General features: G+C 38.3%; 23 protein-coding genes. 13 read left to right on the top strand and 10 right to left on the bottom strand.

All coding sequences use genetic code 11. From position 1 onward, the window contains the following. Window positions 1-222: 222 nt before the first annotated feature. The 3 genes from JMN32_RS27085 to JMN32_RS27075 all read left to right on the top strand — a co-directional run bounded on the left by JMN32_RS27085 (window position 223) and on the right by JMN32_RS27075 (window position 3073). Window positions 223-1980 carry a peptide MFS transporter gene (locus JMN32_RS27085; RefSeq protein WP_202859554.1) on the top strand — a complete coding sequence of 586 codons (1758 nt, stop codon included), beginning with the start codon at window positions 223-225 and terminating at the stop codon, window positions 1978-1980. A gap of 118 nt (window positions 1981-2098) precedes the next feature. Beyond that, complete coding sequence (locus JMN32_RS27080) at window positions 2099-2647, top strand: SiaB family protein kinase (RefSeq protein ID WP_202859553.1); 549 nt, start codon at window positions 2099-2101, stop codon at window positions 2645-2647. 42 nt (window positions 2648-2689) lie between these two features. Further along, window positions 2690-3073: a DUF1987 domain-containing protein gene (locus tag JMN32_RS27075; protein WP_202859552.1), complete on the top strand. Its 384-nt coding sequence runs from the start codon at window positions 2690-2692 to the stop codon at window positions 3071-3073. Between the two features lie 83 nt (window positions 3074-3156). Here JMN32_RS27075 and groL read toward each other — a convergent pair whose 3' ends face one another. Continuing rightward, window positions 3157-4788, bottom strand: coding sequence for a chaperonin GroEL (groL, locus tag JMN32_RS27070; protein ID WP_202859551.1), 1632 nt, complete (start codon window positions 4786-4788; stop codon window positions 3157-3159). 55 nt (window positions 4789-4843) lie between these two features. Then, a complete protein-coding gene (gene groES, locus JMN32_RS27065) occupies window positions 4844-5122 on the bottom strand; it encodes a co-chaperone GroES (RefSeq protein WP_202859550.1) in 279 nt (92 codons plus the stop codon). 266 nt (window positions 5123-5388) lie between these two features. Between groES and JMN32_RS27060 the strand changes: the two genes are divergently transcribed. Further along, window positions 5389-6102: a hypothetical protein gene (locus JMN32_RS27060; RefSeq protein WP_202859549.1), complete on the top strand. Its 714-nt coding sequence runs from the start codon at window positions 5389-5391 to the stop codon at window positions 6100-6102. Between the two features lie 51 nt (window positions 6103-6153). On the opposite strand, the gene secG is transcribed toward JMN32_RS27060, so the two are convergent. From secG to JMN32_RS27025, 7 genes are all read right to left on the bottom strand, one after another. Continuing rightward, window positions 6154-6540: a preprotein translocase subunit SecG gene (gene secG / locus JMN32_RS27055; RefSeq protein ID WP_202859548.1), complete on the bottom strand. Its 387-nt coding sequence runs from the start codon at window positions 6538-6540 to the stop codon at window positions 6154-6156. Window positions 6541-6555: 15 nt separating this feature from the next. Next, window positions 6556-7506: a hypothetical protein gene (locus JMN32_RS27050; protein ID WP_202859547.1), complete on the bottom strand. Its 951-nt coding sequence runs from the start codon at window positions 7504-7506 to the stop codon at window positions 6556-6558. Window positions 7507-7563: 57 nt separating this feature from the next. Further along, the gene (locus tag JMN32_RS27045) at window positions 7564-8094 is read right to left on the bottom strand and encodes an LptE family protein (RefSeq protein WP_238354654.1); all 531 of its coding nucleotides are present in this window, start codon (window positions 8092-8094) and stop codon (window positions 7564-7566) included. Further along, window positions 8081-9361: a sigma-54 interaction domain-containing protein gene (locus tag JMN32_RS27040; protein ID WP_202859546.1), complete on the bottom strand. Its 1281-nt coding sequence runs from the start codon at window positions 9359-9361 to the stop codon at window positions 8081-8083. Before JMN32_RS27040 ends, JMN32_RS27045 begins: the two co-directional genes overlap by 14 nt. Window positions 9362-9370: 9 nt before the next feature. Next, window positions 9371-10834 carry a tRNA (N6-isopentenyl adenosine(37)-C2)-methylthiotransferase MiaB gene (gene miaB, locus JMN32_RS27035; RefSeq protein ID WP_202859545.1) on the bottom strand — a complete coding sequence of 488 codons (1464 nt, stop codon included), beginning with the start codon at window positions 10832-10834 and terminating at the stop codon, window positions 9371-9373. An 85-nt stretch (window positions 10835-10919) separates the two neighbouring features. Continuing rightward, entirely contained in the window at window positions 10920-12221 is a 1302-nt protein-coding gene (locus JMN32_RS27030; protein WP_202859544.1) for an anthranilate synthase component I family protein, read from the bottom strand. Window positions 12222-12316: 95 nt separating this feature from the next. Further along, on the bottom strand, window positions 12317-13048 hold the full coding sequence (locus JMN32_RS27025; RefSeq protein ID WP_202859543.1) for a YceI family protein: 732 nt from the start codon (window positions 13046-13048) through the stop codon (window positions 12317-12319). A gap of 99 nt (window positions 13049-13147) precedes the next feature. Here JMN32_RS27025 and JMN32_RS27020 point away from each other — a divergent pair, with 99 nt between their 5' ends. Then, window positions 13148-13657 carry a gamma carbonic anhydrase family protein gene (locus JMN32_RS27020; RefSeq protein WP_202859542.1) on the top strand — a complete coding sequence of 170 codons (510 nt, stop codon included), beginning with the start codon at window positions 13148-13150 and terminating at the stop codon, window positions 13655-13657. A gap of 45 nt (window positions 13658-13702) precedes the next feature. Here JMN32_RS27020 and JMN32_RS27015 read toward each other — a convergent pair whose 3' ends face one another. Then, the gene (locus tag JMN32_RS27015) at window positions 13703-15205 is read right to left on the bottom strand and encodes a M28 family peptidase (RefSeq protein ID WP_238354653.1); all 1503 of its coding nucleotides are present in this window, start codon (window positions 15203-15205) and stop codon (window positions 13703-13705) included. Between the two features lie 122 nt (window positions 15206-15327). Between JMN32_RS27015 and JMN32_RS27010 the strand changes: the two genes are divergently transcribed. The 8 genes from JMN32_RS27010 (at window position 15328) to JMN32_RS26975 (ending at window position 26758) form a co-directional block, all read left to right on the top strand. After that, window positions 15328-15681, top strand: a complete 354-nt coding sequence (locus JMN32_RS27010; protein ID WP_202859541.1) for a phage holin family protein — start codon at window positions 15328-15330, stop codon at window positions 15679-15681. Between the two features lie 84 nt (window positions 15682-15765). Beyond that, window positions 15766-16332 (top strand): hypothetical protein, encoded by a 567-nt coding sequence (locus JMN32_RS27005; RefSeq protein WP_202859540.1) that lies wholly within the window; start codon window positions 15766-15768, stop codon window positions 16330-16332. A 5-nt stretch (window positions 16333-16337) separates the two neighbouring features. Next, on the top strand, window positions 16338-17057 hold the full coding sequence (locus JMN32_RS27000; protein ID WP_202859539.1) for a rhomboid family intramembrane serine protease: 720 nt from the start codon (window positions 16338-16340) through the stop codon (window positions 17055-17057). A gap of 80 nt (window positions 17058-17137) precedes the next feature. Continuing rightward, complete coding sequence (locus tag JMN32_RS26995; protein ID WP_202859538.1) at window positions 17138-17770, top strand: OmpH family outer membrane protein; 633 nt, start codon at window positions 17138-17140, stop codon at window positions 17768-17770. Window positions 17771-17994: 224 nt separating this feature from the next. Further along, window positions 17995-21159 (top strand): HEAT repeat domain-containing protein, encoded by a 3165-nt coding sequence (locus JMN32_RS26990; protein ID WP_202859537.1) that lies wholly within the window; start codon window positions 17995-17997, stop codon window positions 21157-21159. Between the two features lie 138 nt (window positions 21160-21297). Next, the gene (locus JMN32_RS26985) at window positions 21298-24429 is read left to right on the top strand and encodes an nSTAND1 domain-containing NTPase (protein ID WP_202859536.1); all 3132 of its coding nucleotides are present in this window, start codon (window positions 21298-21300) and stop codon (window positions 24427-24429) included. 2 nt (window positions 24430-24431) lie between these two features. Then, window positions 24432-25520: a porin family protein gene (locus tag JMN32_RS26980; RefSeq protein WP_202859535.1), complete on the top strand. Its 1089-nt coding sequence runs from the start codon at window positions 24432-24434 to the stop codon at window positions 25518-25520. A gap of 14 nt (window positions 25521-25534) precedes the next feature. Then, window positions 25535-26758, top strand: coding sequence for a hypothetical protein (locus tag JMN32_RS26975; RefSeq protein ID WP_202859534.1), 1224 nt, complete (start codon window positions 25535-25537; stop codon window positions 26756-26758). The last annotated feature ends 9 nt before the right edge of the window (window positions 26759-26767 follow it).

The following is a 26767-nucleotide window of genomic DNA, read 5'->3' as shown; positions in this document are numbered from 1 at the left end:
GATTAAGATTTGATTTAAATTCCTTGTCGATTTAAAATTTAAGACAACAAAAATAACAAATTGTTTACTTCATTAATAGGATAATCTGATATTTCAATCGTTTGCGTAGTCTAAGAGGCCGTTCGTGGGGTTCGTGTTAACCGAACATACAATTATAATTTGGTTATCTAAATGAACAATGTTAGCTTTAGCGGTATTTTTTGCACGAACCATTAAATTAATATGTCAAATTTATCAATTAATCACCCTGATCACGCGGCCAACGGGAAGCAGTTGTTTGGTCACCCGGTTGGGCTATATATTCTGTTTTTCACCGAGTTATGGGAGAGGTTCTCCTATTACGGGATGCGCGCATTGTTCGTTTTATTTCTCACCGCGTCCGTTACTTCTGAAAATTCCGGCTTTGGTTGGGATAGTGGCAGAGCTCTTGAATTGTACGGTTGGTATACTATGATGGTATACGTTGCCTCCATCCCTGGAGGAATTTTGGCAGATAAGGTTTTCGGACAAAAGAAAATGGTGGTTATTGGTGGTGTTTTGCTATGTATAGGTCACGGTGTTTTGGCCATTGAGGCCTTATGGGCCTGGTATGCAGGTATTACATTGATCGTTCTGGGTGTTGGGGGCTTAAAACCCAATATCTCTACCATGGTAGGTGGGCTTTACAAACAGAAAGATGAGAGAAGAGATATAGCATTTACAATTTTCTACATAGGCATCAATATTGGTGCATTTTTAGCAGGGCTGATTATTGGCCCACTTGGTGAAAATGTAAACTGGCACTTTGGCTTCGGGCTTGCCGGAGCAGGTATGGTGGTAGGACAGATACTTTTTATTTGGGGGACAAGGTTTCTTAAAGGAGTGGGAGAGGTTGATAAAGGAGAGGAAACCTTTGGAGGTAACTCTAAACCTAAGGAGTCTTCGTATTTATCCAAGCTTTTTGGTAATATAACTGCACTTCTATCCAATATTTTGGTTTTTGTAGTTGGAGCATACCTTTTGTTTGACGGTACTGTAGGTTACGGCCTGCTTGTTATGGGAGTCTCTTTCTTTGTAGGGTTCTTTATAGTGATGCTTGCAGAGTTAGAGGGAAAGGAGCGCGATAGGGTAGTAGTACTTATACTTAGCTATTTAATAGTAATTATTTTCTGGGGTGCTTTTGAACAGGCAGGAGGGTTGATGAATCTTTATGCCAGTGATAAGACGGATAGGTTGATATCTATTTTAAACCTTGATATAATTTTTGGAATAGCCATTCTTGGGTTGGTTGTGAGAGGTGTCTATTCAAAGGTTAAAAAATCAAATGGAATGTATTGGTTTATCGGGGCTGGCTTCTTGTTGCTGGCTTTTATTTTGTTAAGAATGTTGGTGTTTACCGCTTCGGGCGGAGAAGCTCCATTAGGTTTTTATGAGGTGCCAGCTACAGTTTTTCAGTCAGTAAATTCATTCTTTATATTCACATTGGGTACACTGGTAGCCTTTTATTGGTACAATAGAAAAATGAAAGGTAAGGAATCTAGCTCGCTATTTAAAATGGCTATGGGGGTTATTATTATGGGGCTTGGGTTTACTTTTATGAGTATCGCAACAAAGGAATGGGCCGCTAATGGTAGCTCTGCTATGTACTGGTTGGTTCTTGCGTATATGTTCCATACTATAGGAGAGCTTTGTGCTTCTCCTGTTGCTATGTCATTTATAACAAAACTTGCTCCTGCTAAATATGTGTCCATTATGATGGGCTTCTATTTTGCAGCCACTGGATTTGGTAACAAGTTAGCCGGTGAGCTTGGAGAGTTATCAACAAGTGCTGGGGAGTTTGAAGTATTTACTGGTATTACAATTTTTTGCGTTGTATTTGGGTTGTTAGTGATAGCACTCTTGAAGCCTCTTAAAAGACTTACTCATGGAGCTGAAGATGCTTCCCCTGTTGTAGCTATAGAGGAAGAAGGTTATTCCAGAAGGGATACAGTGGAGGTTTAAAAAAGAAATAATTTTAAAAAGCTCAGAAATGCTTCTGAGCTTTTTTTTATAATAAATAATGAACTGCGGGATATTTTGCTACAAAATATTGTTATATTCACAACTTATACTGTAGTTGATGAATGTCAGTACGTTTGATATTAAGCAGCGCTATGCGCAACTTACCAAGGGAAGCACGGTTTTTAGTTACTTGGGTAGCCTTTCCTCCGCTGATCTAAATACGGTTCTGAAAAGTATCGAACTGTTACTCACGGCCAATTATTCCTCTAAAGGCCTGCAAAAAAAGCTTTTCAATTTACTGATCGAGATCACTCAAAATTTATATAATTATTTAAAGAGTCCTGTTCTTGAAGATCGGAATGAGGTTTTTATTGTTGTTTTAGAGTGTGAAAATACACACAAAATCATAACAGGGAATTTTCTTCTTACACGTGAAATCGCCAGCATAAGGTCTCGGATTGAAATGGTGAATGCACTGAACAATGAAGAGTTAAAGGAGTTGTATCGAGGAATTCTTGATGTTGGTATTCCTTCTCATGGTGGTGGGGCTGGTCTTGGTTTGATAGATCTGGCAAGGAAGTCTGGAAGAAAGTTGTCTTATAGTTTTGAGGAAATTGATGATAAATTTTCTTTTTTTACCTTAGAAGTAACCTTTTCAAATTCGTAAATTAGGGTACTTATTTATCTCAAACATTCAAGTCATTAATCAATGGATAATTATACATTAATTCCCACACCCAAAACCCCAAGGTTATATTTTAATGCTCAGAATGGTGAATTTGAAATTTCGGGTCGTTCTATTCCCGAAAATTCAATTGAATTTTATAAGCCTTTACTGGAATGGCTGGATGAGTATGAGCGAAACCCTCGATCTGAAACCAAGCTACATGTGAACCTGGAGTATTTCAATACAAGCTCTTCTAAATGCTTAGTGGAGATTCTCAGAAAGCTGGAAAAGGTAAATGAAAAGCAAAGTGTAAAAGTTTTTTGGCATTACGAGGAGGAAGATGAGGATATGATGGAGTCGGGTGAAGATTTTAAAAAGATACTTAAATTACCAATTGAGTTAGTTGTCGTTAAAGGAGGAGGTTGATTTAGAGCTTTACTGGTATTTGTAGGATATAACAATAAAGGCTTCGCAATTGCGAAGCCTTTATTGTTATAAGATGGTATTTATTACATCATACCTGGCATACCGCCACCGGCTGGCATAGGGTGCCCACCACCATCTTCTTCAGGAATATCAGCTACTACAGCTTCTGTAGTTAATAATAGTCCTGCAATAGATGCAGCGTTCTCTAAGGCTAGACGAGTAACTTTTGTAGGATCAATCACTCCGGCATCAAACATGTTTTCATATTTATTGTCTCTGGCATTGTAACCGAAGTCATCTTTACCCTCTCTGATTTTCTGAACAATTACAGATCCTTCAAGTCCGGCATTCTGAACAATTGTTCTTAAAGGAGCTTCAAGAGCCAATCTTACGATGTTTACACCTGTGGTTTGATCTTCGTTGATTGTTTCTACGCTTTCAAGAACTTCGATAGCTCTGATAAGAGCAACACCACCACCGGCAACAACACCTTCTTGTACGGCAGCTCTTGTAGCATGCAATGCATCATCAACTCTATCTTTCTTCTCTTTCATTTCTACTTCAGTAGCAGCACCAATATAAAGGATAGCTACACCGCCAGAAAGCTTAGCAAGCCTTTCTTGTAGCTTTTCTTTGTCGTAGTCAGAAGTAGTGTTTTCAATCTGAGATTTAATTTGAGCAATTCTAGCCTGAATTTCCTCTTTCTTTCCAGCACCGTTAACGATTGTAGTATTATCCTTGTCGATGTTGATTTTTTCAGCTGTACCTAAATCCTCCAACGTAGTATTTTCAAGCTTGTATCCTCTTTCTTCAGAGATTACAGTTCCTCCGGTCAGAACAGCGATATCTTCAAGCATTGCTTTTCTTCTGTCTCCAAAACCAGGAGCCTTAACAGCAGCAATTTTCAGTGCACCCCTGATTTTGTTTACTACCAACGTAGCAAGAGCTTCTCCGTCTACATCTTCAGCGATGATCAATAGAGGCTTTCCAGTTTGAGCACTTGCCTCCAAAATTGGAAGAAGTTCTTTCATTGAAGAAATTTTCTTGTCGCAGATCAATACGTAAGGAGTCTCCAACTCAGCTTCCATACTCTCGGTATTAGTAACGAAATAAGGAGACAAGTAACCTCTGTCAAACTGCATACCTTCTACAGTTTTAACTTCAGTTTCAGTACCTCTTGCTTCTTCAACTGTGATAACACCGTCTTTACCAACTTTTTCCATGGCATCGGCAATCATCTCGCCAATTTCAGAATCATTGTTGGCAGAGATAGTACCTACTTGAGCTATTTCATTAGAAGTTTTGATGGTTTTAGACTGCTTGTTAAGGTTTTCAACCACAGCACTAACTGCTTTGTCGATACCTCTCTTCAGATCCATTGGGTTAGCTCCTGCTGCTACGTTTTTAATACCGTGAGCAAATATAGCCTGAGCTAATACAGTAGCTGTAGTAGTACCATCACCAGCATCGTCAGCTGTTTTAGAAGCTACTTCTTTAACCAGTTGAGCACCCATATTTTCTACTGCATCTTCCAAGTCGATGTCTTTTGCTACAGATACACCATCTTTAGTCACGGTTGGGGCACCAAACTTCTTATCAAGGATTACGTTTCTACCCTTTGGTCCTAATGTAACCTTAACGGCATCAGCAAGAGCATCAACTCCAGTCTTCAGTTTTTCACGAGCAGATGTGTTAAATAATATTTCTTTAGCCATAATTTTTCAAATTTTGTGTTTTTGGGATTGAATTTTCAACTGTTTGATTAAACAATTAAACGATTGCAAATATGTCAGATTCTCTCATGATAAGATATTCCTTACCATCAACAGTAATCTCAGTTCCGGCATACTTACCGTAAAGTACTTCATCACCTTCTTTAACAGTTAAAGGCTCATCTTTTTTGCCATTACCCACTGCAATTACTTTACCCTTTTGAGGTTTTTCCTTAGCAGTGTCAGGGATAATAATACCTGATGCTGTTTTTTCTTCAGCGGCAGCAGCTTCTACAAGAACTCTGTCTGCAAGAGGTTTGATATTTACTTTTGACATTTTAGTTATAGATTTAATAATTAAACTTTAAGTCGTGTTATGTCGGAGCTATTACATGATTTGTGCCAATACCATATGAATCAAAAAAAAAGACATTTTTGCAGAGGTATAGGTGTGTTTTTCTAATACTTGGCAGACTCCTGTCATTATTGCACAGCTTTAGGCATGGCAGAATGTCAGGTGTATTGTTAATAATGTCATTTATTTGTATATTCTCCATTTAGAAGAAAGGGTGGTGTCCCTTTACTATAACTAAATGGAGTAATATGGAAAAACTTAGTAACGACTGGTTAACCGATGGGTTAATTGATTTTGAGTACAAGAAGTATGTATTGTTGGCCTACTTTAAGAAGGTGAAGAGTTCTTTTCGGTTGCAAGAGTTGTATCCCATACTCGGAGATCTCGTTTTCCACTATAATAATTTGATGGCATTCAAGAATAGTCATGAATCGCTTAGAAAGAACTTTCCCCAGGAGCTGACGGGGGTGGATTTTGAAAAATTAGAATTAACCTATAAGCAAATCGTTGAAGACGATGAGTTGATGAATGAAATTGGGGATATTATCAGTTATGCATTACCACTATTTAAAAGGTCCCTTACCGAAGGCAAAGAAATATATGAGTTTGTTGAGAGTAATTGTGAAGTGACACCTGTTGGGTTACTTCCATTATATACTGATGAGGGGTATTTTTTTGTAAGTCATGGTCCTTCATCACAAACTAGGGTGTATAGGTATCAACTTACCTTTCTTAAAACATCAGAAGAGCAATATCGAGGCATACATACTACTTTGATTGATAGTCTCTGGCGTGGGCTAGGGGATACCTATGAAAGTTTGAAGATCGGGCTAACCAAGCGTTTTAAAGACATGCCAAATCCTGCAACTTTTTTGATTCATTCAAAAATAAAGTTCCCATATACTTCTACTTTGGAGCCTGTTGCAAAACGTCTCTTAATCAGGTATATTTCAAGGGCATAAAAAAAGGTCACCGTGTGGTGACCTTACCTATCTAACTAATTTCTTTCTCATTTATTCAACACTATCAGACTCTCCGGAGAGATCCTCAAGTCCTGAGTTTTCAGAAGCTCCCGCGTCATCTTCCCCTTCCACATCTCCAAGGTCTAGTGAAGGTAAAGCTCCACCTTCTTCCTTAGCCCTGTCTCTGAATTCATCAACGGGACCCTGCTTTTCTTTTATTACAAAGCTGGTTGAAAGCGTCAATACAAATATTGCTATTGCAAATCCCCATGTTAATTTTTCTAAAAGATCCCCAGTTTTTTTAACACCTATCATGTTACTGGCACCAGCTCCACCAAACTGGCTGGAAAGACCGCCTCCTTTTGAATTTTGAGCTAAAATTACCAATACCAGCAGTACTGCGGTTAAAATTATCAAACTTAAAATAAGTGTAAACATTATATGACCTTATGATTATTTTTGTAATTCTTCGATTCGAGACGCAAAGTAAGCCTTTTTTTGCGGAAACTTCCAAATTAATTTTTTATAAATATCTATGGCTTTATTTTTCTTGCCTTGGTTTACAAAAATCTGTGCGAGATTTTCAGATATAAGGTCTTCATTGAAAGCTGTGCTGGCTTCAGAAAGGTCTTGTTGATTTTCTGGCCCTTTTAAGGACTTGGCTGTAATGGAAGGCTCCTTGTTTATAAAATTATCTATAATTTCTCTTTGCTTATCGTGAGCAACTTTTTTTTGTTTTGTACTCCTGGCTTTCTTTGGTTTTGCCGTGTCAGACTCTTTTCCTGTTTTCCTTTTAGTCTTTGGTGTCTTTTCCTTTTCTGCTGTGGCTTTAGCTTGTTTAGACGAGGTTTTTACTTTCTTCTCCTTTGGTTTTACACTGCTTTTGCTCTTTTTTGCCGTGCTTTTTTTCTCATCACCTTTGCTTTTTACTTTAGACAACTGGGGATCCTCTTCCAGCCACTGCATGTATTGAGCTTTGCTTTTTTTAAGATTTTCAAGATCTGATAGTACTGCATTTCTGATTCTATCAGCTCCTAGATCGTATAACTCTGCAGCTACGGTGATGTGGTGTTTACTACCTGAACTGATGGAAGAAGTTTCCTGTTGCTCATGAACAGTAGCAGGGGCTGGAACCTCTTCTGTCGCTTCATGAGCAGAAATGAGATTGGCAGGTTTATCTCGGATAATATCTCTTAAAACATGCCTGTCAGAAGCATAAAATGCAGCATAATGTAAGGTCTGTTCTGCAATTTCTGTTTTAGCATCGTGGTTTGCTTTAGCCACGAGGGTATGTATAATCTGGCTGTAGGGGAAATTTTTTGCAAGGTCGTGCAGCTTATTCCTGTCTTCATTAGGAATATTATGATAATTCTTTAGTATTTTTGTGAATTTCTGTTTATTCAAAGCCGCAGATTTTATTGACTTTCAGTTAATTGTTAGTGAGTAAAAATATATCAAAAATTACCAATTGGCAACCGACGCATTGAATATATCCAAAATAATTTGATCAAATATCTCCTCAAGTAGTTGATCCTCAATGGTTGTAAGGTTTTGATTACTGTCAAAGTCACTGTAAAATGAGAACGAACGGTTCTCAAAATCAAACTGATCATTCTCTGTATTTATATAAGTAGCTTGTACGGTAATGGTAAGTCGTGTAAGTGCAGAGGTACCGCCTCCAAGCTGGTTATTGTTTGTTGCAGTTGGGGCGATCGGAGCCAGTCTGTAGCCTGTAATTACCCCTTCAATTTGAAGTTCACCATCGAACTCAACAAGCCCGAGGTTGGTGTTAGACTGGTAATAGTCTCTAAGTTTATTTGTGAAAGTTTGCGCCATATCTGGTGGCCCACCTTCAGCATCATTATAGAATGTTTGAATAGAAATGGTTTCAGCTGTAATTGCCACACCTGTAAAAGAGTATATGCCACATCCCCCTAGTAAAATTACAGGGAACATCAGGGCAGACAGAATTATTCGATTATAGATCTTCAAGTTCGTATTGTTTGATTTTTCTGTACAAAGTCCGTTCCGAAATGCCCAAATCTTTGGCTGCGTATTTTCTTTTGTTATTATTCTTTCTTAATGCTCTTATTATTAGTTCTTTTTCTTTCTTTTCGATTGATAAAGACTCGTCTTCTTCAGTTTCGTGTGAGATATCCTGAATATCTGCGTCCCCATTATCGAAAGGTTGATTCCGCTCAGGAGTAGCAGAGTTTATATTTAGTAACACGGGTTTTTCTGATGGGGGAGGCTGATCAGTAGTACTATTGTCCAAACCTTCAAACAATTCACTATGATCCTCTATAACCTGACTTGCAGAACCTTCACTTTGTAGTGCCTCAAGAACAAATTTTTTAAGATCATTCATATCCTTTTTCATGTCAAAAAGAACCTTGTAAAGCAGGTCTCGTTCTGAAAGATTTTGTTTTTCCCTTTCAGGGTCGCGGTATAGAGCAGGGAGTTGACTTTGATCCTTGGGCAGATACCTTAGTAAGGTCTCTGCATCAATAGACTTGTTTTCAGTGGAAAGAACAGAGATTTGCTCTGTAAGGTTTTTTAGCTGTCTGATATTGCCTGGGAACCGGTACTTTAGGAGGATTTCTTTGGCATCATCAGTTAGTGAAATTGGCTTTACTCTGTATTTTTCGGCAAAATCAGTAGCAAACTTTCTGAAAAGGAGGACAATATCTTCACCTCTGTCTCTCAACGGAGGAACATAAATTGGCACTGTGCTTAATCTATAATATAAATCTTCCCTGAATTTACCTTCTTCTACATTTTTCATCAGGTTGACGTTGGTAGCAGCTACTACACGTACATCTGTTTTCTGAACTTTAGAAGATCCTACTTTAATGAACTCACCGTTTTCGAGTACCCTTAATAGTCTGGCTTGCGTACCCAAAGGCATTTCTCCTATTTCATCGAGGAATATTGTTCCTCCATTTGAAACTTCAAAGTAACCTTTTCTGGCCTCATGCGCTCCTGTAAATGAGCCTTTTTCATGCCCAAAGAGCTCTGAATCTATGGTGCCTTCTGGTATAGATCCACAGTTAATGGCGATAAACTGGCTGTGCTTCCGTGGACTCAAAAAGTGAATGATTTTACTAAATGACTCCTTGCCACTACCACTTTCTCCAGTTATGAGTACTGACATATCTGTAGGTGCCACTTGGGCAGCTACTTGTATGGCATGATTGAGCAATGTTGAATTGCCTATGATACCAAACCGCTGTTTTATACTTAAAATATCAAAATCCATAACTATTGATCAATCGACAATATTTCCAAATAAAGTGGCAGGTGTGCACCTGTCAACCAATACATTAACGTACTGTCCCTTTTGATAGTGTTTTTTGGGGAATATCACCACTTTATTGGCTGAATTTCTTCCTTGTAAATCATCATTTGATCTTTTAGAGAAACCTTCTATTAACACCTTGTGTACCTTGCCAACATCTTTTTGGTTGCGCTCATGAGAATGCTTTTGTTGCCTTTCTATGATTTCACTTAATCTTCTCTTTTTGACCTCCAATGGAATGTCATCTTTAAATTTTTTAGCAGCCAGGGTACCTGGACGCTCACTGTAGAAGAACATGTATGAGAAATCATACTTTACATAATCCATCAATGTAAGGGTATCCTGATGTTCTTCTTCAGTTTCAGTACAGAAGCCGGAAATCATATCAGAAGATATGCCACATTCTTGACCTATTATTTTTCGGATAGCATCAACACGATCTATATACCATTCTCTTGTGTAGGTTCTATTCATGATATCAAGTACGCGGGTGTTACCACTTTGGGCAGGTAAGTGTATATAGTTACAGATGTTCTCATACTTTTTCATGGTATGAAGAACTTCATCAGTGATATCTTTTGGGTGAGAAGTAGAAAAGCGAACACGCAGGTCAGGGTGAACCTTTGCAACCATTTCCAAAAGGTTTGCAAAGGTTATTACCTCACTTACTCCAGATTTTTCTAGTCTGGCTTTATTATTTACTTCCGGAGACCATTTGTAAGAATCTACATTTTGTCCTAGAAGTGTTACTTCCTTATAGCCATTGTTGAAGAGTTCCTGTGCTTCATTTACGATTGAATAAGGGTCTCTGCTGCGTTCCCTTCCTCTGGTAAGTGGTACCACACAGAACGAACACATGTTATCACAACCTCTCATAATGGAGATAAATGCTGTAACTCCATTTGAGTTGAGTCTTACAGGGCTAATGTCAGCATATGTTTCTTCTCTTGAAAGGAAAGTGTTAACTGCTTTTTGCCCTTCGTCAACCTGTTTAACAAGTCCGGGAAGATCGCGGTAGGCATCAGGTCCAACAACCAGATCCACAACTTTTTCTTCTTCCAAAAGCTGACTTTTCAGGCGCTCTGCCATACAGCCCAAAACTCCGATCATCATCTCAGGGCGCTGCTTCTTTACCGTGTTAAATTGGGAAAGTCTGGCTCTTACCGTTTGTTCTGCTTTTTCACGGATTGAGCACGTATTGAGAAGTATAACATCTGCTTCATTAAAATTAGAAGTAGTGTCGAAACCCTCTTTTTTCATTATTGATGACACTATTTCGCTGTCAGAAAAGTTCATCTGACAACCATAGCTCTCTATGTATAGTTTTCGCTCCTTGCCTGTGTTCTCATCCTCAGATACTTTGACGGTTTCGCAGGCCTCATGCTGCGCACTGTCATTAGCCAAAATATCTATATCCTCAATCACCTTTTGCATGATATATTCCTTTTATTATAGAATTACAAAGGTAACAATAACCTGTAAAAGTGACATTGTGTCAGTCATTATTTTCCTTAAAATTCTAGGTCTGATCATTCAGAGAGACACCTAGTGTTTGCGTAATGGCTCTGGCTTTCAACAGACATTCGTCATACTCTTGTTCAGGGATGGAATCGTAGGTAATGGCACTGCCCACTTGAAATGAAAGTCTTTTTTTCTGTGCATTATAAAGTAGGCTGCGAATGACTACATTGAAGTCAAAATCTCCTGATGGATTAATGTATCCAATGGCGCCGGAATACAGTCCTCGTTTTGCTTGTTCATATTCTTCAATGAGCTGCATTACCTTCACTTTTGGGGCGCCGGTCATACTTCCCATAGGGAATGCATTTTTAATAGCATCTATGAAGTGTACATCAGACCGTAGTTTAGAAGTGACAGTGGAGATCATCTGATGAAGTTGCTTAAAGGTATAGATACCAAACATCTCATCTACTTTAACCGTTCCGGTTTCCGAACTTCTGGCAAGGTCGTTTCTCACCAGGTCCACAACCATCATGTTTTCAGCCAGTTCTTTTTCATCAGCACGAAGTTTTTGTTTTATCATTTCATCCTCATAGGATGATGAGCCGCGCCTTGCAGTACCTTTTATCGGTTGCGATATCAGTTTTTTGGATTGCTTTTTAAGAAACCTCTCAGGGCTGGCGCAAATCAAATACCTGTTGTCAAACTTGTGGTATACTGAAAATGGAGTGGGGGATAGGTGGGTCAGCTTTTGGTAAGTGGTTAAAGGGTCAATTTCTGTATCCATTGCAGCAAATTCAATACAATAGTTGATCTCATAGATGTCACCTTCGAGTATGTGGTTTTTAAGTTTATTTACAGTGTTAATGTACTGATTTCTTGATGTATTTTGTTTTAAATCAGGGGCTTTGACACTTGTTTTTCTGTCAATTGGAATGTTTGTGATGACATCAATGATCTGATCAGGAGCAATATTGCTTTCAATATAAAGGGTGCTTCCCTTAAAAAAAAGAAGGTGCTCTGGAATGTAAAAGTATATGTCAGGAAACCCCATGTGGTCAGGGTTGTCAGAGTCCAATGCTTCTATTTGGTTTTTAAGATCGTAAGCGAAATACCCAATCATCCATTCTGACTGATCATTATAATATTGTTTTAGTTGTTCAAAATTGTCCTCATTACTGAAGTCGATAACTTTTTGAGCACCTACGGCTAGTATGTTATCGAATGGGCCGTAAGGATATTTTAATATATTATTGTTATTAAAATATGTGCAGTGCCCAAATGAAGATGCCCAGCATAAGGCTTTTTCTATGAAGGAGTCTGGGGTTTCCAGAGTGTACTGAAATGAGTGTTTTCTCAACGTATCGAGAGTTTTTTCTGCAAATTTAAATATAAAAAGAGGGACTGCAAGTAAAGCTGGAAGTCCCTCTTTTAAGGTTTGTCAGGTATTAAGTATTAGTTGTTAGCTACAATGTCAAAGCCGACATTAACCGTGTTATAGATGAACTTGTCTTTTGCTTTATCTACTACATCAGCTTCATTATTGTATTGCAGTCCCCAAAGTGAACGGTCAATATTAAATTTTGCTTTGGCTATTACCTTATTATCTTGAACCTGCACATGTGCAGGGAATGAAATACTTAAAGTTTTACCTCTCATGGTTAAGTTTCCTGTCACTTTATGAGTAGGGGAAGCTACCATGTGTTCCTTTGCAGATGCAGGTTTATACTGAGTATCAAATTCTTCTTTCACCTTTACAGAATCTTCTTTGCTGTATAGCTCAACTGAGGTAATTACAAATTCGGCAGTGGGGTAGTTTTGTGTATCAAAGAAGTCTTCAGACTTTAAGTGACCAACTAGCTTTCCATGGCTATCAGGATCTTCTTTTAAGTCTTGATTATCAATTTCTGCCACATTAATCACAATGGTTCCGCCAACAACTTGATTATCCTCTATAGCAATGTCTCCGGAAGCTATAGGTATTATTCCGTTATGTTTGCCAGTGGGTTTACTCCCAATCCAGGTTATTTTACTCTCCTCCTTGTTAACACCGAATGATTCCGATGTGCTTACCTCGGTAACTTCTTTAGCTTCAGAGACTTCGGCATCAGTTCCTTCCTTCGTTTGGCTGCAAGCCGCCGCCATGATAACGAAGGCTGCAAAACCCAAAAATTTCAAATTCTTCATGTGTCTTCTTTTTAGTTGGTTTAAATTGCTAGCTTATATATTTAGCATAACAAATTTATAAATTCTAGTGATATTTATTGTTGTTCAAACATTAAGAATATGGCATTAATAAAGGAAATAAAGGGAGTTGCTCCGAAGTTTGGAGAAAAATGTTTTTTGGCTGAAAATGCAACAGTGGTTGGAGATGTAACTATGGGGGATAATTGTACGGTTTGGTTTAATGCAGTGGTGAGGGGAGATGTCCATTCAATTACCATTGGTAATGATACCAATATCCAAGACGGTGCAATCATACATTGTACTTATCAGAAAGCCAAAACTGTAATTGGGAATAAAGTTTCAATTGCTCATAATGCCATAGTTCATGGCTGTACAATTCATGATAATGTACTTGTTGGTATGGGAGCAATTATTATGGACGATGCAGTGATACATAGCGGTGCTGTTATTGCCGCAGGAGCAATAATATTACCAGGAACGGTTGTGGAGGCAAACTCTATCTATGCCGGTGTGCCTGCGAAAAAGGTAAAAGATACCGGACCGGAAATGCTTGAGGTTATTCAAAGGACAGCCAGAAATTATCCGATGTACGCCGAGTGGTATGATTAAAACAGAACTTATCCAAGAATAATTGCCCGGTGAAAGCAAAGGCCATTATAATGCTTTACTTTCGTCGGGTTTATTGTTTTTATAGGGTAACTCACGTACAGGAACAGGAAAAACAGGTAAGCTAAGCGCTCCTTTTTCACCTACAGATTGCACTGCAAAGAAAAAATTATCCTTGGAATATGGAATGGTAGCTACAGTGTCATTAATATATATTTTTTTCTCCCATAAAGGCTTGTAAGTCTCACGAATCAGAATGTTATATCCCTTTGGTGTTTGGCCTTTGTCTGGAGCTCCCCAGACCAAAGTGGTGGTGTTACCTAAGTCAACTTTTAAACCCACATTTTTTGGCTCATATGGAGCCAAAGCTAGGTTAGCTAAAGCCGCAAGGTTTACACGAGCAATCTGTGCGGCATAGTTGTAATTCACATATTTGGGTAGGTCGCCATACTGTTGAGACTTTTCTTTTCGTACGTCCTGATGCTGGTAATAGTAATTTTCATTCATTTCGCAGAATCTTACCGCGGTAAAGCCATTCTTGCTGAAGGGAATATGATCTCCACCCCTGAGGTATCTATCCATTCTATAGTTAAGGGTAACATTAAAATTATTCACATAAGCTTCCCCAGTTTCTTTAATATATCTAGCAAGTTGTCTGGAATGACTATCATTTTCGGAACCGCTATACTTCCTGAGTTTCTCCATATCTTCTGTTTCAAAAGCAGGTATGGTTTCGCTAAATACCCGTACCGTTGAATCATTTCTTAGTTCCGTTTGGCTTGAGAGTGTATTTCCGACCATATCGTTGTTAAACATGGCAACAACATTAGCACTATCTTGTCTTAACTTTTCTGCTAGATGTGTAGCTCCAAGCAAGCCTTGCTCTTCGCCTTGCACAGCCAAAAATATAATGGTAGACGGGAACTCCATACCTGACATTACTCTGGCAAGTTCCATAACCAGTGCTACTCCCGATGCATCATCATTTGCCCCAGGTGCCTTTGAGGTGCTATCCATTACATCCGATACTCGGCTGTCGAGGTGACCACTAATTATAAATATACGATCATCATCAGGGTCTGTTCCTTTCAGGGTGGCCATTACATTTTTCATTTCCACTTTGTAAGGTACCCTGCGGCCGGGAGGTACAATAAACGGGTCCAATTCTACAAGCATGCGACCTCCACTATTTTTAGCGTACCCATCAAATTGGCTCTTTACCCACCTTCTTGCTGCTCCAATACCAAATGAATCACTTTTTGTTTCACTTAGAGAATGACGTGAGCCAAAGCTTACCAGTTTTTTGACTTTAGCCTCTATACTGTCTGAGGATATTCTATTAACCATACCTGATATGACTTCATTGTTGGTACTTTTTTCAGAAGTAGAATTTGTGACGCCTGATACTCTTTTCGAGTCTTCAGAGCAGGCTAATATGGCTAGTGCAAATATTGCGACAATGGTCAGTTTCAGGATATTCATTTCAATAGTTAGTAGGTTTGAAGAAATGGATATTGAATATGCTGTTTTTTTGTTAATTCTCAAAGGCATTTTTAACCATGGTTAGGGACTAAAGTTACGATTTTTAAAAATGACCAGGTGAGAAGTGTGATTAAACATTAGGTTTTATTTATCTTCATTTCAATTTTTATTAACCTCAAACAGAGATACTGATGAATTTTCTTGCCAGAATTTTTTTGTCGGCCATTGCCGTACTTCTTACTGATTATTTACTGGAGGGAGTCGAAGTAGATGGTTTTTTGGTAGCCATTGTAGTAGCTGTAGTTTTAGCGGTGCTTAATGCTATTATAAAACCAGTGCTTGTCATACTTACAATACCCATTACAATAGTCACTTTAGGCATTTTTCTACTAGTTATTAATGCTATAATTATCTTGCTGGCTGATGCATTAGTTTCCGGCTTTGAGGTAGATGGGTTTTGGTGGGCATTGCTGTTCAGTATTATTATGTCTATAATAAATTACCTTTTTTCTGGGGGTGATAAAAAAAGGAAGAACAATAGATAATAATCCCTTGTTTAAAGCTTGTTAATAAAATGAATTTGGAGTATATTAATTATCCGAATTTAGTGAATTTTTAAAAAATTGGTTATGACTGCTGTTAACAAAGGATTTGACCCTCAGCTTGTACAGGAGTACCGGGAAAAAATGGAAAAGCAGAACCGGAACTATATGGTTATAGAGTCAGAAGATAATACTGATGAGTATGTTAACTTTTATTTCATAGGAATGTACGAAGGCAGAGAAGTGATCTATGATGCAGTTATATATACTTTACGGTTGCACCACCATAGTGAACTCTATGAAATAGCCGAACACAAAGCTGCGCAGCATTTTCCGGAATACAAGCAAATTAAGTATGAAGAAGATGAAAATGGTGATTTAGAGGCACTGGATGACCTTGAAGAAGAAATAGGTCTTTATATGGCTGAGGTTATTATGGAGCTTGAAGAGGAAGGGGAAATTAAGGTGAAGGAACATGTTGATATAGATCCTTATATCGATTTTGGGATTGGTTTGGATGCGGCATTGAATGTTGAAAAAATTACTTCTGAAGTGATTTCAAGGTTTGTTAATAATTATAATGAAGAATCTCTGGAACTAGATGATACATTATATAGTTTTCAGCTTGAAGAAGAGGATGAAAAAGTAATATAGGTTATATGCAAGAGGGTATCAAATTACGAAGGAGTATCTATTATACTCTGGCCTTTGTAGCCCTCATCTGGGGAATAAAGATCATAGAGTTTAGTTTTGGCTATAATTTTGGCCAATTTGGAATTTTACCCAGAACATTAAGTGGCTCCGTTGGTATTTTTACTGCCCCTTTGATACATGGAGACATTTACCACTTACTTTCTAATACACTTCCCATAACTATTCTTGGAGTTGGTCTCTTTTACTTTTATGATAAGATAGCTCTTTGGGTAGTGCTGTTGATATATCTGATTACTGGTTTTTGGGTATGGATTGCGGCGCGCGATGCCTACCACATAGGAGCTAGTGGTGTGGTTTACGGGCTGCTTACCTTTTTACTTTTCAGTGGTTTCTTCAGGCGTGACTCTAGCACCCTTGCCATTTCTTTTATAGTACTCTTTCTGTATGGAGGTACATTTCTGACAGGCATGATACCTGAGAATTCAGGTATTTCCTGGGAGTCTCACCTTATGGGAGCAATTGCAGGCGTTTTCTGCGCTGTATATTTCAGAAACTATAAAATCGGAGCTCTTGTAAAGCAAGAGCAGGAGGAAGATCAGCCTGCAGCTAACCAATTGGGGCAATACACCTACCATTATAAACCAAAATCTGTTGAACCGGACAGTGAGGTTCCTAAAGAACAACGTTATATTATTAAGTATCATCTTCATCAAGAAAATAAATAAGTTCCATCTGTAAAATTGTTTGGCAATTCTGTGGAATCTTTATTTTCTTTGCCTCCATTTTAAACTAAAAAACTATTAAAGTGAAAAATTTATCCCTAGTACTAAATATCATATTGTTGGTGGCGGTGAGTGTTTTATTCTATTTACATTTTTCCGGAGAAAAAAGTGAATCTCAACAAGAACCTAGTATGATAGAGTCTGCAGAATATTCGGTTGCTTATATCAACGCGGATTCGGTACTCAGTAGCTACGATTTCTTTAAAGAAATGCAGGAAAAGCTTCAAGAAAAAGGGCAGAAGCTTGAAGATGAATATAAGAGCCGAGCCCAAGGACTTCAGAAAGAAGTAAATGACTATCAAAGGAATGTAAACAGTCTTACCATTGGTCAGGCAAAGGCAGTTGAGGAAAACCTGATGAAAAAGCAGCAAAACCTGCGTATGTATCAAGAGAGCCTTTCTCAAGAGTTAATCAAAGAGGAGTCAAAGATCAATCAGGAGCTTTATGAAAAGATAACTTCATACTTAAATGACTATAGCAAAAGCCATGGACTTCAAATGGTGGTTAAGTATAACCAGGGAAGTGATGTGTTATATGCTTCAGATAGTATGAATATTACCAATGCGGTAATAAGTGGTCTTAATGAAGCTTACATGAAGGAAAAAGAAGTTGGAACTGAGATTAAATCAGAAACTGATACTACTGCTGTAAAATAAAGGTTATGTAATATATCTACTTAAAAAAGCAGCATAAATGGCTGCTTTTTTAGTTGTGGTCAATCTTAAACAGACAAGCTTATCTATTTTATTAAAATAGATAAGCTGTCTTTAGTTATTCGAAAAAATAAAGTCAAATGGAGTAGAAAAAGTTGTAATTTACTATGTGTATGTATAACTTTTCATAATAAACTGACCCTAATAAGTATTTTTTAATTTTAAGGATGCTGAAAGCCTTATTTTTAGCCTTAAATGTAAGGCCTGAGGAAGAGAAACAAGTATTGCTGCTTTTAGGCAAAGGCTTCTTCATGGGAATTTTTTTAGCAACGTACCAGGTAAGTGCTGAAACGTTGTTTTTGAACCGGCTTGAGGAGTATTTGAAAGAGGCAATCATGATCTCCGGTTTTCTTGGAGTGGTTGTTACTTTTCTTTTTGCAGCGCTGCAGACTCGAATATCTTTTGCTAAGCTCGCTCTGGGTAACCTTATAGGTGTATTTCTTTTTACTGTATGTATTTTTGCTACTTTTAAGATTTCCGATCCTTCGTGGCAGGATTATTTGATATTTCTCATGTTTGCCATGATAGGTCCCATACTGGCAGTTTCACTTCTGGGCTTTTGGGGGATTTTTGGACGTATGTTTGATCTAAGGCAATCAAAAAGGATTATTGGAGGTATTGATATTGGTCAACTTTCCGCCGCAATTCTGACTTCATTTGCCATTCCATTTTTGGAACCGTTTATCCCTGATACCTCCAATTATTTATTAATTAGTGGGGGCAGTATTTTAATCTCTCTATTTTTTTTAGCGGTTATTACGCTAAAATATGACCTAAAAAAAGCTGAAATTTCTACAAGTAAAAGGGTACAGACTGGCACTGGTTTTAGGAATCTGGCCAAGGATAAATATGTAAGACTTCTATCTACTTTTCTACTTTTTTCAATGGTGGCATTTACGTTTGTGCAGTACTCCTTTCAAAACGTAGTGGCTCAGCAGTACCCTGATGAAAGTGAGTTGAGGAATTTCCTGGCCATTTTTAATGGTTCTATTCTAATACTTGGTTTGTTGTTACAAACCTTTGTCAATGACCGTATCATTGGCGAATATGGTTTAAAAATATCACTTCTTATATTACCAGTCATACTAGCTTTGTTTACTATAGGAGCAATTGTGGCAGGAAATGTGTTTGGCTACACCATTGGTGCCGGAACAGCCTTTATATGGTTTTTCCTTTTTATAGCTTTAAGCAGGCTCTTTAACTTCTCGTTGAGAGACTCCCTCGAAAATCCCACTTTCAAGCTGTATTTTATGCCGCTTGATAACCGTATTCGCTTTGATATTCAGGCAAAGGTAGAAGGTGTGGTTAACGAGGCTTCCAGATTTATTGCCGGAGTAGTAATTATCGGGCTTTCGCTACTTTCTTATTTTGAACTTATTCATTATTCCTATGCACTGGTTTTTATACTGGTGGGGTACTTTTTAATTATAGGCAAACTCTATAACGAATACAGAAATCGGATAAAACTAAAGTTGCAGGATCAGCAGATGTCTATTGAGGAATTACCTTTGACACCCTCTGAGAAATTATTGAATCGCCTTCAGAATACCTTAAGCGATGAGCAAACAAACAAAGTTATATTTTCATTTAAGCTATTAGAGAAAGTTGACCCTCAGATGTTGCCTGCACACGTCAACGTACTTATGAGCCATGGCTCTAATGAAATCAGGGACTTTGCTCAAATAAAGATGAATGAATTAAAAGGACTTTCTGTTTCGGACCGATATGTTATTAACCTTAATAATGAAAGTGACACTAAAGGGAAGAATGTGGTGAGCGGTAATGACATAATGGATCTTTTTACATCTGGCGATATTTCCAAAAATAGGTTAAGCAAGCTGTGTAAATCAGAGCGTAGTGAAGATCGTCAGTATGCAGCCGAACTTCTAAGTAACAAGACAGATGAAGAGAGTACTTCGTTTTTAATTGAGTTGCTACATGATATTGATAATAAAGTTAGAAACGCGGCAATTAAAACTGCTCAGAAGAAATATAATCATGAGGTACTCAATGCTCTCATAGAAAATTTGAGTAACCCGGTTTATAGTGTACAGGCAGCTAATGCTCTAACTCTTATCGGAGCCGGTACACTTGTTACGTTGGATAGTGCCTTTTATAAATCAGGTCAAAGCACGGCTGCGATGATAAAGATTATTAAAATCATTGGACGCATTGGAGGGGAAAAGGCCCTGGAGATATTATGGAATAAAATTGATTATCCTGATAAATTTATTGTTTCTCAGGTGCTTTTAGCTCTTGGTACCAGTGGGTTTAAGGCTGGAGTAACTCAGGTTCCGCGTATAAAATATGCAATAGAATCAGATATTGAAGACATCGCCTGGAATATAGGAGCAATAAATGAGATAAGTACTGATTTCTTTGGGCTGGAAATCAAAAAGGCCCTCGAAGAGGAGATAGAATATGATGTAGAGCATATTTATATGCTATTGTCGATGCTATATGATAGTAAATCCATTCAGCTGGTTAAGGAAAATATAGAAAGCAAGACGAATGAAGGGGTAACTTATGCCATAGAGCTTCTGGATGTCTTTTTATCAGAGGATTTGAAGCAGAGGATTATACCAGTGTTGGATGACCTTTCTTATCAGGAAAAGGCTAAAAAGTTGGAGGTGTTTTTTCCCAGGGAGAGGATAGACTCGACTTTGGTACTTAAATTCTTGCTTAATCGTGATTTCTCGCAAACAAATCGCTGGACCAAGGCTTGTATCCTTTACCAGATTGGATTGCTGAAAATTGGTGAGTTTAGTTTTGATCTGATCGCTAATTTATTTAACCCTGATCCGATGCTTAGGCAAATGGCGGGGTGGGCTTTGCATGAAATAGATCGGGAAGGTTATATGGAGCATGTAAAAAGACTTAAGGAACCAGTTAGAAAAGATCTTGATGAACTGATTTTAAAGCCCTTGAACAAGAGGGAAAATTGGCGTACAATGAAATTTGAAAAAGTTATCTTCTTAAAGCAGATAGCTGTTTTTGATGGTGTCTTTGGGCTTGTTGTTTCCGGAGTGGTTGATATTATTGAAGAAATCCTGCTCACTGAAGGGGAGTCTCTTTCGGTAGATGAGCATTATAATGACAACTTTTACATTGTGTACAAAGGCTCTGTAAATATATATGAAAATGGAGCTATTAAAGGAGGAACCGAAGAAGGAGAATTTATAGGTGAGTTAATTACTTCACCGAGGTATTTAAAGTCTAATTTGATTGTTGCAGTTAAGGAAACCATTCTATTTAAAGTTAAGAAAGACGACTTTTATGAACTCCTTTCTGATAATATAAGCCTGGCTCATAAAATGGTTCAGTATGTTTAATTGCTGTACTTTACTGCAAAAAAATGTTTTTTTTTGTATTTTAATGGTCAAACGTTTTATTTTAAGTACTTTATACCTTTTTAATTTTCAGTTAGCCTTCGATACATATTTTTTAGACTATTATATGGGCACATTATAATGCTAAACTACGATATACAAATGGGAGAACATGACCGTGAGTCAGAGGCGTTTGACGATCATGGGAACATCATGTTGAAAAACCCATTTCCAGGGTTAAGACCGTTTAGTATTGATGAGTACCACCTTTTCTTTGGTCGGGAGGGGCAGGTAGATGAAGTGCTGATAAAGCTGGCCGCTAATCGATTTATCACCGTTATGGGATATTCAGGTAGTGGTAAATCATCACTAATGTATTGTGGACTGATACCAGTTTTGTATGGAGGATTCATGACTTATGCCGGCCCAAACTGGAAAGTATTGGTGTCCAGACCGGGAACCTCACCTATTGAAAATTTAGCTAATTCCATTCTCAAAGAATCCGATGATTTTGACCATCAGCAAGAAGAAGAAAAACAACTTAATAAAACAATTGTAACAGCTTTGCTAAAGAGTGATTCTGAAGGATTGGTTAAAGCCATTGATAAGCTTCAGGATTATAGTGGGCAGAATACCCTGATATTGATAGATCAGTTTGAGGAGCTTTTTCGCTATCGCAGCGAGCAGGGGAAGGGAGCATCTGAGGAGGCTAAGATCTATGTTAATTTACTTCTTGAAGCATGCAGAAGCGCAAAGTCGTCGATTTACCTGGCGATTACCATGCGTTCGGATTATGTGGGGGATTGTGCACAATTTCCCGGGCTTACACTGATGATCAATCAAAGTAATTACCTGGTACCCCAAATGAACCGAGACCAAAAAAGAATGGCAATAGAAGGTCCAGTGGCTGTTGGAGGAGGTCGGATTACTGGCAGGCTGGTAAAAAGGTTGTTGAATGAGGTGGGGGAAAATCAGGATCAACTTCCAATTTTGCAGCATGCCCTTATGCGGACCTGGGACTATTGGGTAAGAAGTAGGGAAGAAAAGGAGCCTATGGATATCCGGCATTACAATGCAGTGGGTAAGATGTCAGAGGCTCTATCACAACACGCAAATGAGGCTTATGACGAGTTATCAACGCAGGAGAAGGAAATTGCAGAAATTCTGTTTAAATCATTGACACTAAAGACAAATGATAGCTTTGGCATGCGACGGCCGGTACGTTTGGGTTTGGTGGCCGAACTTGTTGGTGTTACAGACAATGATGTTATTGAAGTAGTCGATAAGTTCAGACAGCCAGGTAGATCTTTTTTAATGCCACCTCATAATGTAAAGCTGAAGGCAGATTCTATAATTGAAATTTCCCATGAAAGTTTAATGAGGATATGGATCAGGCTGAAAACGTGGGTAGATGAAGAGTATGAATCGGCGCAGATGTATAGGCGTCTTTCCGAAGCCGCAGCAATGTATCAGATTGGTCGTACTGGCTTATGGAGGCCCCCAGATCTCCAGTTGGCGCTCAACTGGCAAAAAAAACAACGTCCTACAAGAGCTTGGGCTCAGAGGTATGATGAGACTTTTGAAAGGGCTATAGTATTTCTTGACACCAGTAGAATTACGTATGAAGCTGAGCAAAAGAATCAGGAAATGCTGCAAAGACGCCTTTTAAAGCGAGCGAAAATAGTGGCAATAGTTCTAGGAGTAGCGACGGTAATTTCAGTGCTGTTTTTTGTTTTTGCCGTAACTAGAAATATTGAAGCCAATAAGCAGAGGGAATTTGCCGAAGAACAAAAATTGAAGGCACAGGAGGAGCGGGACAAGGCTTACATCAGTGAGGCAGAAGCCAAAAAGCAGAGAGCCAGAGCTGAGCGTGAAGAACAAAATGCTCGAGAACAGGCTGAAAAAGCGAGGCAAGCGTTGATTATTGCTCAACAGCAGCGTAATCTAGCTCAGGAACAATCGAGGATTGCTCAGGAGCAGCGGAATATTGCCGACAATGAAAAATTAATTGCACAAAAAGCTAAAGATGAAGCTGAAAAGGAATATCAACGGGCTGAACGAAACTATACAAGGGCGCAAAAGCTGCTGTTTCAATCGGTAGCCCAATCAATGGCCGTGAAGTCTTTAAGTATTGAAGATAATGACCTGAAAGGGTTATTAGCACAGCAGGCATACACCTTCAACAAGAATTATGAGGGAAGAACTTATGACCCTTATATCTATAATGGGCTATATTCGGCTATGGCTCAAATACAAGGAAAGGCATTTAATACTGTCTCCGGAGTTCATAGAAACTCCATTCGGTCCGTTGTTTTTGAGAACAAAAGTAACACTTTTTATAGTACGGGTACCGAAGGTAAAATTGTCTCAGCTTCATTAAGTGCTCCTTCTAATACAAGAATTATATCTTCAAACCCATACCCAAACAGGGTTTTAGCCATTAGCTCGGATGATAGATGGCTTGTAAATGGAAGTGACTCATCTGCTTTAAAAGTGTTTGACCTACAAAAAACGGACTCGCCCCCCAAACTGATTGCAGGGCATAGGAGCTACATAAACGATATCGAGTTTTTGCCCGGACAGCAAGTTTTTATTTCTGCAGGTGGAGATCGTCAATTGCGTAGAAACGATGTTTCAACCATGACAAGTACATTAATAAAAAGTACTGTAGAACAATTCAAAACAATAGCTCTGAGCAAAAATGGTAAGTGGATGGCTGGAGGTACAATGAGTGGTAAAACTATACTAATTAATATGATTAACCTGTCTGAAAATGTATTAATAGATCAGAGAGGGATTCCAGTTCATGCTTTAGCATTTAGTCCTGACAATAAATTTTTGGCGATTGGTGATGAGCAAGGAGTAGTTAGGGTTTGGGACCTTTCTTTAGGTAAGATTGATCATGAGTTTACAGGTCAAAAAGGAAGAATTAGTGACTTGGAGTATAGCAATGACGGTAGGTTACTGGCATCAGCCAGTCTGGATCAAACCATTCAAATGTGGGTGACAGGCGAGATTGACGAGTTGCCTATTAAAATGACAGATAATGATGCCTATGTTTGGGATATTGCCTTTAGTCCGGATTCTGATTATCTTATTGCAGCATGCGGTGATGGAGATTTGAGAATCTGGCCGACCAAACCGGAATTAATGGCCCGCAAAATGTGTGAGGAACTCTCCAGAAATATGAGTGAAGATGAATGGAAGACCTATGTTGGTAATGATATTGGCTTTCACAATACATGTATAAACCTTTTATTCAATAACTATTAAATATGTTTGGGAGGGTTTTATTTACAACATTCTTGTTTTATACATTTATAAGCATAGGGCAGTTAGCTTATAGTCAGTCTTGTGGAGAAACATTAAATATTGCAAGAGAAAGTTTTAATGCAGGTCACCTATATGAGATACCTTCTATTTTAAAGCCATGTTTGGATAACGGTTTTAATAAAGATCAAAGAATAGAAGCCTACTGGCTGTTGACAAGGACCTATCTTTTTATTGATGATCCCATCAGTGCAGAGGATAGCTACCTTAAGCTGCTTAAACAGGACCCTGAGTATATTATAGACCCGGAAAGAGACCCTATAGATGTAGTTTATTTAAGCAGGAAATTTAAAACTACCCCAATATTTGTGTTGTATGCTAAAATAGGCTCTAACCTGAGTACGGTGGATGTAATACACAACTATGGTGTAGATAATACCTCTACGAGTGCTGAGAAATATAAAGGGAAATTAGGATTTCAGTTTGGAGCTGGAGGCGAAATAAATGCAAATGACAATATTAGCCTTGGCCTTGAACTTAACTTTTTTCAAAGGAATTATACCTATAGCAATATTCTGTTTAATTCAGATAACCAAACCTTTCAGGAAAATCGGACAGGTATTGATATTCCTCTTTTCTTAAAATATAGATGGGATTTTGTTAAAATAAGACCTTATGTATATGCAGGCGTAGGGTTGAACTATCTATTAAGCGCAAAGGGGACAGTAAAGTTGATTGATAGGGTTGGCTCTGATGAGGAAGATCTGACGGAAATCCCTGTAACGGGGCCCGAAGTAGATTTAAAACCAATACGAAAAAAAATTAACAAATTTGCCCATTTTGGAGCTGGGGTTAACTACAGGTTTGGGTATAACTACCTTGTTGTGGACCTGAGGTATACAGCGGGTTTGTCAAATATTATCACTGAAGATGAACAGTATTCAAATTCTGCACTTCTGTATAAATATGGTTTTGTTGATGATGATAAACGGTTGAATAATTTTTCATTTTCAGTGGGCTTTGTGAAGCCACTTTATAAAGCAAGAAAAATAAAAAAGGCTTCTGTTAAAGGTTTTTTTTCAAGGATTTTTTAAAAAGATTGAGGTAGATGAAAGTTCTAGTCCTATTAATATTCTTAAGTCTCTTGATTGGATGTGATACGGAAAGTAGCATTGATCCTCGATATGAAAATTACTTTGTTAAATATTATGGTGAAGAGGGGAATCAAGAGGGGGTTGATGTGCAATTGGTTAGTGATGGGTTTATAATTTTGGGCAATAGTACTTCTGCAGATGGAAACCAGGATATAGTGTTAATAAAAGCCGATCATTTAGGCAACCAGCAATGGATTAATAGCTTTGGGGGGGAGAGAAATGAGGAGGCAGTAGCTATGGAAGTGGATGCCAGTGGTAATTTAATTATTGCAGCTACAGTAAATATGACATCAACTGATCGTGACGTAATGATTTTGAAAATAGCCCCTGATGGTGTGCAAATCGATAGCGCGGTATTTGGTAGTGTTGGTAAGGATGATGTTGCAAATGATATTTTGGTAACTCAGGATGGTGATTATATTCTTACAGGTTATACTACCAATGTAGATACTTCTAAACCAGGATACCTGGAAAGTACCGACCTGCAAGATATTTATTCAGTTCGGACAACCCCGGATCTGGTACAAGTTGATCCTGCTGCCTGGAGAAGGGTTTATGGATTTCCAGGAATAGACAGAGGAGTAGGTTTAATGCAAAAAACTGATGGCTCTTTCCTTTTTTTTGGTACTACAAATAAGCCACCAACAACCAACTCGCAGCAGGCAGGGTTCAACATGTTTTTATTCCCGGCAGCGGCTGATGGTATTGCTGTTTCTACAGCAGAACTTCAGTTATTTGGGACGCTTTCTGATGAAACGGCTTCAAAGATTATACAGACCGGAGAGGGAGGCTTTATTATGCTGGGGACTAGTACTTCAGCTGGACTAAACCAACTCTATATGGCCAGGGTTAGAAATAATAACGATTTTGTAAGTGCAGGAGTGGTTGCTGTTAATGGAAATGTTGAAGGGACATCTATTGCAGAAGCAAGTAGTGGTGGTTTTCTTATACTTGGGGAAGTTCTTGAAAATAATAATGCAAACATAGCTCTATCCAGAGTAGCTTCTAATGGGTCTATTGGCTGGCAGAAAACCTTCGGAGGTGTGGATAATGATGGGCCAGGTACCATAATAGAACTGGAAAATGGAGAGATATTATTTGTAGGTACTGTCACCTTGGAAAGCCAAACCAAGATTTGTTTAATAAAAGTTACCAATAGTGGCGAGCTAAAACCATAACATCACCCC

Origin of the sequence: Fulvivirga marina (genome assembly GCF_016775155.1) — a bacterium.
Lineage (GTDB): Bacteria > Bacteroidota > Bacteroidia > Cytophagales > Cyclobacteriaceae > Fulvivirga > Fulvivirga marina.
This window is presented reverse-complemented; position numbering and strand designations above follow the sequence as displayed.

Bases quoted from the DNA above. Each gene is read 5' to 3' on its own strand.
- JMN32_RS27015 (WP_238354653.1), bottom strand. From the start codon at position 15,205: ATGCCTTTGAGAATTAACAAAAAAACAGCATATTCAATATCCATTTCT.
- groES (WP_202859550.1), bottom strand. From the start codon at position 5,122: ATGTCAAAAGTAAATATCAAACCTCTTGCAGACAGAGTTCTTGTAGAA.
- JMN32_RS26990 (WP_202859537.1), top strand. From the start codon at position 17,995: ATGCTGAAAGCCTTATTTTTAGCCTTAAATGTAAGGCCTGAGGAAGAG.
- groL (WP_202859551.1), bottom strand. From the start codon at position 4,788: ATGGCTAAAGAAATATTATTTAACACATCTGCTCGTGAAAAACTGAAG.
- secG (WP_202859548.1), bottom strand. From the start codon at position 6,540: ATGTTTACACTTATTTTAAGTTTGATAATTTTAACCGCAGTACTGCTG.
- miaB (WP_202859545.1), bottom strand. From the start codon at position 10,834: ATGCAAAAGGTGATTGAGGATATAGATATTTTGGCTAATGACAGTGCG.
- JMN32_RS27010 (WP_202859541.1), top strand. From the start codon at position 15,328: ATGAATTTTCTTGCCAGAATTTTTTTGTCGGCCATTGCCGTACTTCTT.
- JMN32_RS26985 (WP_202859536.1), top strand. From the start codon at position 21,298: ATGCTAAACTACGATATACAAATGGGAGAACATGACCGTGAGTCAGAG.
- JMN32_RS27005 (WP_202859540.1), top strand. From the start codon at position 15,766: ATGACTGCTGTTAACAAAGGATTTGACCCTCAGCTTGTACAGGAGTAC.
- JMN32_RS26975 (WP_202859534.1), top strand. From the start codon at position 25,535: ATGAAAGTTCTAGTCCTATTAATATTCTTAAGTCTCTTGATTGGATGT.
- JMN32_RS27040 (WP_202859546.1), bottom strand. From the start codon at position 9,361: ATGGATTTTGATATTTTAAGTATAAAACAGCGGTTTGGTATCATAGGC.
- JMN32_RS27025 (WP_202859543.1), bottom strand. From the start codon at position 13,048: ATGAAGAATTTGAAATTTTTGGGTTTTGCAGCCTTCGTTATCATGGCG.
- JMN32_RS27075 (WP_202859552.1), top strand. From the start codon at position 2,690: ATGGATAATTATACATTAATTCCCACACCCAAAACCCCAAGGTTATAT.
- JMN32_RS27020 (WP_202859542.1), top strand. From the start codon at position 13,148: ATGGCATTAATAAAGGAAATAAAGGGAGTTGCTCCGAAGTTTGGAGAA.
- JMN32_RS26980 (WP_202859535.1), top strand. From the start codon at position 24,432: ATGTTTGGGAGGGTTTTATTTACAACATTCTTGTTTTATACATTTATA.
- JMN32_RS27000 (WP_202859539.1), top strand. From the start codon at position 16,338: ATGCAAGAGGGTATCAAATTACGAAGGAGTATCTATTATACTCTGGCC.
- JMN32_RS27060 (WP_202859549.1), top strand. From the start codon at position 5,389: ATGGAAAAACTTAGTAACGACTGGTTAACCGATGGGTTAATTGATTTT.
- JMN32_RS27085 (WP_202859554.1), top strand. From the start codon at position 223: ATGTCAAATTTATCAATTAATCACCCTGATCACGCGGCCAACGGGAAG.
- JMN32_RS27080 (WP_202859553.1), top strand. From the start codon at position 2,099: ATGAATGTCAGTACGTTTGATATTAAGCAGCGCTATGCGCAACTTACC.